10 protein-coding genes are annotated in these 11,660 nt (G+C 70.1%); 4 read left to right on the top strand and 6 right to left on the bottom strand.

Annotated elements, in window-relative coordinates; all coding sequences use genetic code 11:
• Positions 1 to 2 precede the first annotated feature (2 nt).
• Positions 3 to 2,123 carry a selenide, water dikinase SelD gene (selD, locus tag EAT49_RS11900; protein WP_123642545.1) on the top strand — a complete coding sequence of 707 codons (2,121 nt, stop codon included), beginning with the start codon at positions 3 to 5 and terminating at the stop codon, positions 2,121 to 2,123.
• Here the strand turns inward: selD and mnmH are convergent.
• From mnmH to EAT49_RS11880, 4 genes are all read right to left on the bottom strand, one after another.
• On the bottom strand, positions 2,120 to 3,172 hold the full coding sequence (gene mnmH, locus EAT49_RS11895; protein WP_123642544.1) for a tRNA 2-selenouridine(34) synthase MnmH: 1,053 nt from the start codon (positions 3,170 to 3,172) through the stop codon (positions 2,120 to 2,122). The two genes, selD and mnmH, sit on opposite strands and share 4 nt — an antisense overlap.
• A gap of 74 nt (positions 3,173 to 3,246) precedes the next feature.
• Entirely contained in the window at positions 3,247 to 4,029 is a 783-nt protein-coding gene (locus tag EAT49_RS11890) for a metallophosphoesterase (protein ID WP_123642543.1), read from the bottom strand.
• Between the two features lie 107 nt (positions 4,030 to 4,136).
• Positions 4,137 to 5,729 carry a phosphoglycerate dehydrogenase gene (serA, locus tag EAT49_RS11885; RefSeq protein WP_123642542.1) on the bottom strand — a complete coding sequence of 531 codons (1,593 nt, stop codon included), beginning with the start codon at positions 5,727 to 5,729 and terminating at the stop codon, positions 4,137 to 4,139.
• Positions 5,730 to 5,842: 113 nt separating this feature from the next.
• Entirely contained in the window at positions 5,843 to 6,997 is a 1,155-nt protein-coding gene (locus tag EAT49_RS11880; RefSeq protein WP_123642541.1) for a phosphoserine transaminase, read from the bottom strand.
• Between the two features lie 269 nt (positions 6,998 to 7,266).
• Between EAT49_RS11880 and serB the strand changes: the two genes are divergently transcribed.
• Together serB and EAT49_RS11870 are read left to right on the top strand one after the other, a co-directional pair.
• Positions 7,267 to 8,163, top strand: coding sequence for a phosphoserine phosphatase SerB (serB, locus tag EAT49_RS11875; protein ID WP_123642540.1), 897 nt, complete (start codon positions 7,267 to 7,269; stop codon positions 8,161 to 8,163).
• A gap of 93 nt (positions 8,164 to 8,256) precedes the next feature.
• Positions 8,257 to 8,880 (top strand): TetR/AcrR family transcriptional regulator, encoded by a 624-nt coding sequence (locus EAT49_RS11870; RefSeq protein WP_123642539.1) that lies wholly within the window; start codon positions 8,257 to 8,259, stop codon positions 8,878 to 8,880.
• Between the two features lie 42 nt (positions 8,881 to 8,922).
• Here EAT49_RS11870 and EAT49_RS11865 read toward each other — a convergent pair whose 3' ends face one another.
• Positions 8,923 to 9,873 carry a LysR family transcriptional regulator gene (locus tag EAT49_RS11865; protein WP_123642538.1) on the bottom strand — a complete coding sequence of 317 codons (951 nt, stop codon included), beginning with the start codon at positions 9,871 to 9,873 and terminating at the stop codon, positions 8,923 to 8,925.
• Between the two features lie 297 nt (positions 9,874 to 10,170).
• On the opposite strand from EAT49_RS11865, the gene EAT49_RS11860 reads away from it, so the two are divergent.
• Positions 10,171 to 10,662 (top strand): transglycosylase SLT domain-containing protein, encoded by a 492-nt coding sequence (locus EAT49_RS11860; protein WP_123642635.1) that lies wholly within the window; start codon positions 10,171 to 10,173, stop codon positions 10,660 to 10,662.
• A 239-nt stretch (positions 10,663 to 10,901) separates the two neighbouring features.
• Here EAT49_RS11860 and EAT49_RS11855 read toward each other — a convergent pair whose 3' ends face one another.
• Positions 10,902 to 11,531: a GcrA family cell cycle regulator gene (locus EAT49_RS11855; RefSeq protein ID WP_123642537.1), complete on the bottom strand. Its 630-nt coding sequence runs from the start codon at positions 11,529 to 11,531 to the stop codon at positions 10,902 to 10,904.
• Between the last annotated feature and the right edge of the window lie 129 nt (positions 11,532 to 11,660).

The following is an 11,660-nucleotide window of genomic DNA, read 5'->3' as shown; positions in this document are numbered from 1 at the left end:
GGATGCAAAGCCAGGTGCCCCTGACCCGTGACCTCGTGCTGATCGGCGGCGGGCATACCCATGCGCTGGTGCTGCGGCGCTGGGGGATGCGGCCGCTGCCGGGGGTGCGGGTGACGGTGATCGATCCCGGGCCGACGGCGGCCTATTCTGGGATGCTGCCGGGATATGTGGCGGGGCACTACTCCCGCGAGGAGCTTGATATCGACCTCGTGCGGCTGGCGCGCTTTGCGGGCGCGCGGGTGGTGCTGGGGGCCGCGCGGGGGATCGACCGGGACGCGCGGACAGTCGATGTGCCGGGGCGCCCGCCGGTGGGATATGACGTGCTGTCGCTGGACATCGGGATCACCTCGGACATGCCGGAGCTGGAGGGCTTTGCGGCCCATGGCGTGCCGGCAAAGCCGCTGGGGCCCTTCTCGCAGCGCTGGGCGACGTATCGGGACACGGCCGCCCGTCCGCGCGTGGCGGTGCTCGGCGGCGGGGTCGCGGGGGCGGAGCTGGCGATGGCGATGGCCCATGCCCTGCGCGGGCGCGATGCGCGGGTGACGCTGATCGACCGGGGGCAGGTGCTGGACCAGTTCGCGGCGCGGCCCCGGCGCAAGCTGCTGGAGGGGATGGCGGCGACCGGCGTCGAGGTGGTCGAGCGGGCCAGGGTGGTGCGTGTGTCGTCCGAGGGCGTGCATCTGGCGGACGGGCGACTGATCGCGGCGGGGTTCGTCGCGGGCGCCGCGGGGGCGCGGCCCCATGGGTGGCTGGAGGGCACCGGGCTGGCGCTGAAAGACGGGTTCGTGACGGTGGACGCGCGGCTGCGGAGTTCGGACCCCGCGATCTTTGCCGCGGGAGACTGCGCGCATCTTTCCCATGCGCCGCGGCCCAAGGCCGGGGTCTATGCCGTGCGCGCGGCGCCCGTGCTCCATGACAACCTGCGCGCGGCGCTGTCGGGCAGGCCGCTCCGGCGCTGGAGGCCGCAGGGGGACTACCTGAAGCTGGTCTCGCTGGGCGGCAAGAGCGCGCTGGCGGAGAAGGGGGGGCTTGCGCTGGCGGGGCCGCTTCTGTGGCGGTGGAAGGATCGGATCGACCGGAGCTTCATGCGCAGGCTCGACGATCTGCCGAAGATGGACGCGCGTCTGCCGGCGGAGGTGGCGCTGGGCGTCCGGGAGGGCGGCGGGGAGATGATGTGCGGCGGATGCGGCGCCAAGGTGGGGCGCGACACGCTGGGCGCGGTGCTGGCGGGTCTGCCCTCGGCACGCAAGGACGTGGAGAGCGGCCCGGGCGACGACGCGGCAGTGCTGCGGATCGGCGGCGCGCGGCAGGTGGTGACGGTCGATCACCTGCGCGCGGTCGCGGACGATCCGGTCCTGATGACGCGGATCGCGGCGGTGCATGCGCTGGGCGACGTCTGGGCCATGGGCGCGGCGCCGCAGGCGGTTCTGGCGAGCCTCGTTCTGCCGCGGATGTCGGCCGAGCTGCAGGCGCGGACGCTCGCGGAGATCATGGCCACGGCCCGTGAGGTCTTTGGCGCCGAGGGGGCAGAGATCGTGGGCGGGCACAGTTCGATGGGCGCGGAGATGACGCTCGGGTTTACCGTGACGGGGCTGCTGGAGGGCCCGGCGGTGACGCTCGCCGGTGCGAGGCCCGGGGACCGGCTGGTGCTCACGAAGCCGCTGGGCACAGGTGTTCTGCTGGCCGCGCACATGCGGGGCGAGGCGGCGGGGCGGGATGTCGCCGCGGCCTGGGAGAGCATGGTCCGGCCCCAGGGCGAGGCGGCGCGGGCACTGGTGCGGGCCGGTGCCCGGGCGATGACGGATGTGACGGGCTTCGGCCTTGCGGGGCATCTGTGGGGGATGTGCGAGGCCTCGGGCGTGGCGGCGGAGTTGTGGCCGGAGGCGCTTCCCCTGCTCGAAGGGGCCGAGGCGCTGGCCGGGCGGGGCCTGCGCTCGACGCTCTACCCGGAGAACCGGGCCGCCGTGCCCGGCCTTCCGGAGAGCCCGCGGTCGGATCTGCTGTTCGATCCGCAGACCTGCGGCGGGCTTCTTGCGGCGGTCCCCGGTGGCGGAGCGCTGCCCCGGGGCGCGGTGGAGATCGGGCGGATCACGGAGGGGCCGCCGCGGATCGTGGCGGGCTAGAGACGGGCGATGGCCTCTGCGAGCTTGTCGGCGGCGGTGTCGAGGCCTGCTTCGTCGAGCGCGCCGGTGGTGACGGTGGCGACGGTGCGGGCGCCGATCTTCTGGCGGGATTTGGTATAGGCCGGGTCGTAGTGGTCGGCCATGAGGGCGGCGGCGAGCTCGGTCATCCGGCCTTCCTCGAGCAGGGCCAGCCAGCGCTCGACGGTGTCGCGGCCGCGGAGGCGGTCGAGCCGGTTCAGTTTCGCGGTGAGACGGGCAGCGTCGGTCCAGAGGTCGCGATAGGCCGCGGTCAGGTAGGCCGCGCGGGCCGGCAGGGGGGCGGCGATCTCCACCCGCGGTGCGGCTTTCATCGCGGCCCAGAGCGCGGGCGGGATCAGCAGGTCGCCGACCTTGTTGCTTTCGGCCTCGAGCACGAGGGGCCGGGCAGGGTCGATCGCGGCGAGCGCGCCGGCGAGGGCGCTTTCCCAGCCCTTCTGGCTGGGCTGGCCCCCGGCCCGCGCCCCGAGGAGGGAGCCGCGGTGGTTGGCCAGGCCCTCGAGGTCGATGACCTGCAGTCCGCGGGCGGCGAGGCGGGGCAGGAGATCCGTCTTCGCCGTGCCGGTATAGCCGTCGAGAAGGACCACCCGGTGCGGCAGGGGCGTGTCGTAGAGCGCGGTGTGGACGAGGCGACGATAGGCCTGCCAGCCGCCTTTCACTGCCTCCGCGCGCCAGCCGATCTCCTGCAGCAGATAGGCGAAGGATCCCGAGCGCTGACCGCCGCGCCAGCAGTAGACGAGAGGGCGCCAGCCGCCTTCATGCCGGGCGAGCGGGCCCTCGATATGGGCGGCGGCGTTGCGGAATATCATCGCGGCGCCGATCTTGCGGGCGCGGAAGGGGCTGTCCTGGACGTAGATCGTGCCGACGATGGCGCGTTCCTCGTTCGACAGCACCGGCAGGTTGATCGCGCCGGGGATATGGTCCTCGGCGTATTCGGCGGGGGAGCGGACGTCGATGAGGGTGTCGTGGCCGTGGTTCAGGATCGCGGCCAGATCGGGGAAAGTGAGCGCCATGCAGGGTCTGTAACCCTCCGGCGGGGGACGGGAAAGGGTCGCCGCTCGTCCCGCCCGCGCGGGCGGGTCTCGCCTCAGGGCGGGGTCAGGGGACGGCGGCCGTCGTCGTGCAGCGTGAACCAGCCGTTGCCGTCGAAGAGTGCGGGCACGAGAGGGCGCCCGTAGCCCGCCCCGCCGTCGAGATCGATCCGGTTGCCGAAATGGGTGGGCCGCTCGAGCGCTGTATGGCCGTGGATGACGAGGCGGCCGTAATCGCCGTCATGGTCGAGAAAGCCGTCGCGGATCCAGATCAGGTCGTCCTCGGCCTGTTCCGGGAGGGGCACGCCCGGACGGATTCCGGCATGGACGAAAAGGTTGGGGCCGTCCTCGATCATCGTCGCCAGTCCCGCCACGAAGTCGAGATGGCGCTGGGGCACGGCCTCGCAGGCCGCGGCCACCAGCGCATCGCGGTGGGGATCGGGGAGAGGATCGAGACCCGAACGGGCCAGCGTGTCGATGCCGCCGCCCTCGGGGTGGTCGAAGGCGTCCCGCGGGAGGTAGGAGGCGAGGGTCGCGTTGCCGCCCAGGGCGGGATGGAGCCAGCCCTTGCCAGACAGCACGCGGGGATCGTGATTGCGGGCCTCGGTGACGAAACGCAGGAACATGCGGTCGTGATTGCCGAGCAGGAACCGCCAGGGCCGCTGCGCGTCGCGTCCCGCGATCAGCCGGTCCAGCACGCCGCGGCTGTCGGGGCCGCGGTCGACGTAGTCGCCCAGAAAGATCAGGGGCGCGTCCGCCCCGCCGTCCGCCTCTATGAGGCCGAGCGCGCGGTCGAGGGCGGCGGTCTGACCGTGGATGTCGCCGAGAACGTAGAGCATGGTGTGGCCTTTCCGTTCCCTTGTCCCCGCCGGAGCCCCCGGTGTCGAGGGTGGATGCCTCCGGCGGGGATGATTCGGGCCCAAAGAGAGGGGGTGGGACGCCCCACTCAGACGTCGAAGACGAGGGGCTTCACCTGCTGGAAGAGCCCGGTCGCACGCAGGGCCTCAAGCGCCGCGGCGGGGACCGGTTCGTCCAAGTAGAGCAGGGCAATGGCCTCGCCCTTGGCTTCCTTGCGGCCGAGGGTGAAGTTGGCGATGTTCACGCCGTTGCTGCCCATCGTGTTGCCCAGAGCGCCGATGATGCCGGGCACGTCCTCGTTCGTCGTGTAGACCATGTGGCGCCCCACTTCGGCGTCGATGTTGATGCCCTTGATCTGGATGAAGCGCGGCTTGCCGTCGGAGAACACGGTGCCGGCGATGGAGCGTTCGCGCTTTTCCGTCACCACGGTGACCTTGATGTAGCCCTCGAAGGCGCCGGACTGATCCTGCTTCGTGGTGGAGATGCGGATGCCGCGGTCCTTGGCGATCACGGGGGCGGAGACCATGTTCACCTCGGGGTTGGTGGCCTTCATGATGCCCGCGACGGTGGAAGAGGTCAGGGCGGCGAGGTTCATCGTGGAAACCTGGCCGTCGAAGAGGATGTTGATGGCCTTGATCGGCTCGTCGGTCATCTGGCCGATGAAGCCGCCGAGATGGCCCGAGAGCGCGATCCAGGGACCCATGATCTTCGCCTCCTCGGCGGTCACGGAGGGCATGTTGAGCGCGTTCTGGACGGCGCCGGTCAGGAGGTAGTCCGACATCTGTTCGGCGACCTGAAGGGCGACGTTTTCCTGGGCCTCGGTGGTGGCGGCGCCGAGATGGGGGGTGACGACCACGTTCGGCAGGCCGAAGAGCGGGTTCTCCGTCGCGGGTTCCACGGCGAAGACGTCGAAGGCGGCGCCGGCGACATGGCCGGACTTCAGGAGGTCGGCGAGGGCCGCCTCGTCGACGAGGCCTCCGCGGGCGCAGTTGACGATGCGCACGCCCTTCTTCGTCCTCGCGAGGTTCTCGGCCGAGAGAATGTTCTTCGTCTGGTCGGTGAGGGGGACGTGGAGGGTGATGAAATCGGCGCGCTTGAGGAGCTCGTCCAGCTCCACCTTCTCCACGCCGATCTCGGTTGCGCGGTCGTCCGAGAGGTAGGGGTCGTAGGCGACGACCTTCATCGAGAGGCCGCGGGCGCGGTTGCAGACGATGGAGCCGATGTTGCCCGCGCCGATCACGCCGAGGGTCTTGCCGGTGAGCTCCACGCCCATGAACTTGGACTTCTCCCATTTGCCGGCGTGGGTGGAGGCGGAGGCCTCGGGGATCTGGCGGGCGACGGCGAACATCATGGCGATGGCGTGCTCGGCCGTTGTGATCATGTTGCCGAAGGGGGTGTTCATCACGATGATCCCCTTCTTCGACGCCGCGGAGATGTCGACGTTGTCGACGCCGATGCCGGCGCGGCCGATGACCTTGAGGTTGGTGGCCGCGGCGATGACCTTTTCCGTGGCCTTGGTGGCAGAACGGATGGCGAGGCCGTCGTAATTGCCGATGACCTCGAGGAGCTTGTCCTTGTCCTTGCCGAGGTCGGGCTGGAAGTCGACGTCGATGCCGCGGTCGCGGAAGATCTGGACGGCGGCGTCGGAAAGCTGGTCGGAGATGAGAACGCGGGGGGCCATTGTGTGGTCCTTTTGACTGTTGGGGGAGGTGGGTTCGAAACCCACCCTACGGATGCGGCGAAGGCCGAACCCGGGTGTTCTGCGCAGGGTGGGGTTTCACCCCACCGCCCGGCTCACGCGGCGCGGGCCTGGGCCTCGATCTCGGCGTGGAAGGCCCAGTCGAGCCAGGGGAGCATCGCCTCGATGTCCGCCGTCTCGACCGTGGCGCCGCACCAGATCCGCAGGCCCGGAGGCGCGTCGCGGTAGGCGCCGACGTCGAGGGCCACGCCCTCGGCCTCGAGCCGCTTCTGCACCGCCTTGGCGAAGGCCGCGCCGTCCGCGATGCGGGGATCGGTGAACTTCAGGCAGACGGAAGTGTTCGAGCGCGTCGCGGGATCGGCGGCGAGGTTGTCGATCCAGTCGCGGGCCGCGCAGAAGTCCCAGATCGCCTGCGCGTTGGCGTTCGCGCGGGCCATGAGCGCCGGCAGCCCGCCGATCTCCTCGGCCCAGGAGAGGGCGAGGAGATAGTCCTCCACGGCCAGCATGGAGGGGGTGTTGATGGTCTCGCCGGAGAAGATGCCCTCGATCAGCTTGCCGCCCTTCGTGAGGCGGAAGATCTTCGGCAGTGGCCAGGGGGGCGTATAGCTTTCCAGCCGCTCCACCGCGCGGGGCGACAGGATCAGCATGCCGTGCGCCGCCTCGCCGCCCATGACCTTCTGCCAGGAGAAGGTGGTCACGTCGAGCTTCTCCCACGGCAGAGCCTGGGCGAAGGCGGCGGAGGTGGCGTCGCAGATCGTGAGGCCCTCGCGATCCGCCGGGATCGCGTCGCCGTTCGGCATCCGCACGCCGGAGGTGGTGCCGTTCCAGGTGAAGACGACGTCGGTGTTCCAGTCGATGGAGGCGGGGTCGACGATGTCGCCGTAGTCGGCGGCCCTGACCTCGGCGTCGATCTTCAGCTGTTTCACCGCGTCGGTGACCCAGCCCGCGCCGAAGCTTTCCCAGGCCACCATGGTGGCCTTGCGCGCACCGAGGAGCGACCACATGGCCATTTCGACGGCGCCGGTGTCGGAGGCGGGGACGATGCCGATGCGGTAGTCGGCGGGCACGCCGAGGAGCGCGCGGGTGCGCTCGATCGCGTCCTTGAGCCGGGCCTTGCCCACGGAGGCGCGGTGCGAGCGGCCCAGCGGAGCGTCGGCGAGCTTTTCCAGCGCGAATGTGGGGGGCTTGGCGCAGGGGCCGGAGGAGAAACGCGGATTTGCCGGCCGCGTGGCCGGATGGTCGAGTGTCATCTGACGATACCCTCTCAGATATTCGCCCCTCGTTGGGGAGGGGTGTCCCGCCGCGGCTGATAGGCGAGGGGGCGGGGTCCGGGCAAGTCGGGAAATGACCCTGCGGAGGTCGGATTGCGCAACAGCCGCTCAAAAAAGTGCGCTTATCGGAAACTTGCGCTCGCTCAAGGCACACCGCGCGGATGTGTCGCCTGATTGCGGACGGAAGGGGCTTGCGCCCGTGCGGCAAGCGCGGGCATTCGCCACGAGTGACCACCGGGAGGGCCGCCATGTTCACCGTCACGATGATCGCGAGGCCGGGAGGGCTGACCCCGGCTCTGGTCGAGTCGCTCCGCAACGCCTGGGGCGGGGGGGATGCCGTGTGGCTTGCTCCCGACGAGGCCGCGGAATTCCCGGTCATGCGGGTGCCGAACAACCGCGAGGAAACTTGGCGGACGCTCCAGGACGAGGACGTGGACTTTTGCGTTCAGCGCACGGGTCACCGGCGGCGGCGGGTGCTGATCGCGGACATGGACAGCACGATGATCGGGCAGGAATGCATCGACGAGCTGGCGGACCTTGCCGGGGTCGGCGCCGAGGTGGCGGCGATCACCGAACGCGCCATGCGCGGCGAGGTCGATTTCGAGGGCGCGCTCAAGGCGCGGGTGGCCCTGCTCGAGGGGCTCGAGGTCGATGCGATCCGGGAGGTCCTTTCCGAGCGGATCACGCTGGCGCCGGGTGCGCGGAGGCTCGTCAAGACGATGAAGGCCAACGGCGCCCATACGATTCTGGTCTCGGGCGGATTCACGGCCTTTGCCGAACCGGTGGCTGCGATGCTGGGCATGGACGAGGTCCGCGCGAACCGACTTGAGATCTCCGGCGACAGGCTGACCGGACGGGTGGTCCCGCCGATCCTCGGGCGCGAGGCCAAGGTCGAGGCACTGGAGGCAGCGGTGCGCCGGATCGGGGTCACGCCCGGCGAGGCGATGGCGGTGGGCGACGGCGCCAATGACCTCGGGATGCTCCTGCACGCGGGAACCGGTGTGGCGGTGCATGCAAAGCCTGCGGTGCAGGCCCAGTGCGGCCTCCGGATCAACCACGGGGACCTGACCGCGCTGCTCTTTCTGCAGGGCTATTCGAGGGGCGACTTTGCCCGGCCGCCGGACCCCGAGGACTTTGCCGTCTGATTCGCCGCGTCCGCATGTCGGCATCCGGCGATGCCTCTCGGCCCTTGTAACTGAACCGAACGGTTTATATCCCGGAGCAGGGTTGGAGAAGTCATGCCGGACGGCACGTCCCAGGACATCAAGCGCGGGCGCAAGTTCGATCAGGTGATCGACGGGGCGAGGGACATTTTCATGTCCGTCGGGTTCGAAGGCGCCAGCGTGGATGACATCGCCCGCGCGGCGGGCGTCTCGAAGGCGACCCTCTACAGTTACTTCCCCGACAAGCGGCTGCTGTTTCTCGAGGTCGCGCGGCAGGACTGCGTACGTCATGCGGATCTTGCCATGGCGTCGGTGGATTTCGACGGTCCGGTCCGGGAGGTTCTGACGGCGGTCGGCGCGCAGATGGTGGATTTCATCACCTCGGAGTTCGGACAGAAGGTGTTCCGGCTGTGCGTCGCGGAAAGCGCGCGGTTCCCGCAGCTCGGCCGGGAATTCTACGAGAGCGGCCCGCTTCTGGTGCGGGGCAAGCTGATCGCCTTCTTCGAGCGCGCCATCGTGCGGGGCGAGCTTCGGATCGACGACCTGCCGCTGGCGGCGGACCAGTTCCACGAGCTGTGCAAGGCGGACCTGTTTCCGCGCCTCGTCTTCGCCCTCGACAGAGAGTTCAGCGCGGCGCAGAAGCGGCGTGTCGTGGACGGCGCGGTCGAGACGTTCCTGGCGCGATACGGGGTGGCCTGAGCGCGGCTGGCGACCCGGCGGAAGGTGGTCCGGAAACCCACCCTATGGCGTGAGGGGAGCGGGCCGCGGCAGCGGCTTGTTCCCGGCATGGCTGGTGGCGACGAGCCAGTCGCGGATCCGGATGATCTCGGGCGATCCCGGCCCTGCGGGGACCACGGCATGATAGCGCAGGTCGGAGGTCACGATCTCCTCGAAGGGGCTGACGAGACTGCCCGCGGCGAGATCGTCCAGCACCAGTGAGGTGCGCACGAGGGCGAAGCCCTCGCCACGCTTGCAGGCGGCGATCATTGTGTCGAAATCCTCGAAGACCGGGCCGAGATCGAAGCTCTCGAAGTCGGGCGGCGTGCCATAGCGCGCGGTGCGCACGAGGGCGTAGTAGCGCTCCCAGTCGAGCACAGTGTGGCGGGCGCCCGCGTAGCGCAGCATCGGCGCGGCGAGAAAGGCCTGCATTGCCGGCAGGCGGGAGGCGAGGGCCGGGGAGCAGACGGAGAATTCCTCTTCGACGCCGAGGGGCGTGGTTTCCGTTCCGGGGCCGCCCGGCCCGAGCCAGACCGCGAGATCGGCCGCGCCGGTGGCGAGCGCGTCGCGCCCGTATCCGAGGCTGAGCGCGATGCGGATGCCGGGGATTTCGCGCATCAGCCGGGGCAGCCGGGGCGCGAGCCAGCGTGCGCCGAATTCAGGCGTCGTGGCGATGGTCACCGGGGTTTCGCCGCCCGAAGCCCCTGCCGCGCCGAGGCCGCGATGCAGGGCGGCGAGCCCCTCCTCGATCCAGGGACGCATCCTGGCGCCCGCGGGCGTGAGCGTCACGCCGGAGCGCCCGCGGTGGAAGAGCCGTGCGCCGACATGGGTTTCGAGACGGGCGATCTGGTGGCTGACGGCGGTCTGGGTCAGGGCGAGCCGATCCGCCGCGCGGGTGAACCCGCCGCAGTCGGCGACGGCGAGGAAGGCCCTCAGACAGGGAAGGGGCGGAAGAGGATCTGTAGAGTTATTCATGAAATTCTGTCATGGTCGCGATGGCGAAGCTTCGTTTCCAGATGCCTGTTCCCTGTTGTATCGGTTCAAAATGAACTGACACAAGGACAGGTCCCATGATGAGAATTGCTCGAAGGATGCGGGTAAGGCCCGCCATTGCGCTGCCGGACCACCTGCGCCGCGACATCGGCCTGCCGAGACGGCCCGAGCCCGGACCGGCTTGGTGGCGTCACCTCTGAGCGCAGGTGAGCGGTTTCTTGCGCGAGCCCGCCGATCCGGGCTGGCGCCGTCGCGGCGGCCCGGTAATCTCGCGACATGATGCGATACATGATGATCTGTGCGGCGCTTGCCCTGTCCGCCTGCGGCATTCTTCCGGGAGAGCGGTCAGCGCCCTCCGCCACGGCATCGACCGCAGGTCTCTTCCCCGGTGAGACGCCGGAAATGCGGGCCCTGGTGAACCGGTTCGCCGCCGAGCACGAGATCCCGCCGAGCCTGCTGCACCGGGTGATCCAGCGCGAAAGCGACTACCGCGCCAATGCGCGGAACGGTCCGTACTGGGGGCTCATGCAGATCATGCCCGAGACGGCGCGCACCATGGGCCACCGTGGGCCGCCGCAGGAGCTTCTCGACCCGGAGGTGAACCTGACCTACGCGGGCCGCTACCTGAGGGGCGCGTGGCTCGTGGCGGACGGGAACGAGGCCGCGGCGGTGCGCTGGTATGCGAGAGGGTATTACTACGAGGCGCGGGACCGGTGCATGCTGGTGGAGACGGGTCTGAAGTCGCGCGAGGTGGCACGGCACTGCCGGTAGCGCGGCGGTCCGGTAGATAAGGGGTGCGGCCGGGGGCGACACTGTCAAGCAGAGAGCCGGGCCGAGGCCCGGCCGCCAGGCGAGAGGGGGCGGTCGGTCTGCGGATCATGGCCGGGCCGAGGCCCGGCCGACGGGCGAGGCTTCGGGCTTCTGGCGGGATGGCCCTGGTCGGCTCTCCGCAGGTCGCTGTTCGGCGGGACGGTCGCAGGCCTCTCCGGGGGAGGCGGTCCTCCCTGCACCTAACGCTTGCGGTCGCGGCGGGAGGACATGGGCTGGAAGGCCACCCCGACATGGGCCTCGCAATAGGGTTTGCCCTGCTGCACCGGCAGGCCGCAGAACCAGAAGTCCGGCGTCGCCGGGTCGCCCACGGGCCATTTGCACGTCCGCTCGGTGAGTTCCATGAGCGTGATGCGGCGGGCCTGTTTCTCGACCTCGGTGACCTTCGCCAGGGCCTCGGGGCTGATCTCGTTGGCCGAAGGCTGCGGCGGCAGCGGCTGACCGGCGGGGATGATCGCGCGGCGCGCGGCGCTCATCGGCGGGGCGGGCGGATCATCGTCCTCTTCATCCTCGGCCTCTCCGGCCATCTCCGGGAAGGGGGCGGCATCGGGTTCGGGCCGCGACGATGCTTTCGGGCGAGCGGCCTCGACGGGCGGGGCGGCGACCTCGGCTTCCACGTCGATATCGGCCGCAGCCTCGGGCGCGTCGGTCACGGCGGCTCCGGTGGTGCGGTTCGAGAGGCCCAGCCGGTGCACCTTGCCGATCACCGCATTGCGGGTGACGCCGCCGAGCTCCTTCGCGATCTGGCTGGCGGATTGGCCTTCGCCCCACATCTTCTTGAGCAGCTCGACTCGGTCGTCGGTCCAGGACATGTGCGATCCTTCGCGTGAGATTGGTTCGGCGACCCTGCGTCAGGGCGCGGCGCCGACCTTGAACGGATTGGCGACTTCCTATTCTAAGCGCAGTGCCGCCGGATACAAGGCGGGCCGGATCGAAGGAGG

This window comes from Histidinibacterium lentulum (genome assembly GCF_003789055.1).
GTDB classification, from domain to species: domain Bacteria; phylum Pseudomonadota; class Alphaproteobacteria; order Rhodobacterales; family Rhodobacteraceae; genus Oceanicola; species Oceanicola lentulus.
This window is presented reverse-complemented; position numbering and strand designations above follow the sequence as displayed.

Excerpts from the sequence above, each read along its gene's own strand:
- mnmH (WP_123642544.1), bottom strand. The coding sequence starts at position 3,172 with ATGGCGCTCACTTTCCCCGATCTGGCCGCGATCCTGAACCACGGCCAC.
- EAT49_RS11880 (WP_123642541.1), bottom strand. The coding sequence starts at position 6,997 with ATGACACTCGACCATCCGGCCACGCGGCCGGCAAATCCGCGTTTCTCC.
- EAT49_RS11870 (WP_123642539.1), top strand. The coding sequence starts at position 8,257 with ATGCCGGACGGCACGTCCCAGGACATCAAGCGCGGGCGCAAGTTCGAT.
- serA (WP_123642542.1), bottom strand. The coding sequence starts at position 5,729 with ATGGCCCCCCGCGTTCTCATCTCCGACCAGCTTTCCGACGCCGCCGTC.
- serB (WP_123642540.1), top strand. The coding sequence starts at position 7,267 with ATGTTCACCGTCACGATGATCGCGAGGCCGGGAGGGCTGACCCCGGCT.
- selD (WP_123642545.1), top strand. The coding sequence starts at position 3 with ATGCAAAGCCAGGTGCCCCTGACCCGTGACCTCGTGCTGATCGGCGGC.
- EAT49_RS11860 (WP_123642635.1), top strand. The coding sequence starts at position 10,171 with ATGCGATACATGATGATCTGTGCGGCGCTTGCCCTGTCCGCCTGCGGC.
- EAT49_RS11865 (WP_123642538.1), bottom strand. The coding sequence starts at position 9,873 with ATGAATAACTCTACAGATCCTCTTCCGCCCCTTCCCTGTCTGAGGGCC.
- EAT49_RS11890 (WP_123642543.1), bottom strand. The coding sequence starts at position 4,029 with ATGCTCTACGTTCTCGGCGACATCCACGGTCAGACCGCCGCCCTCGAC.
- EAT49_RS11855 (WP_123642537.1), bottom strand. The coding sequence starts at position 11,531 with ATGTCCTGGACCGACGACCGAGTCGAGCTGCTCAAGAAGATGTGGGGC.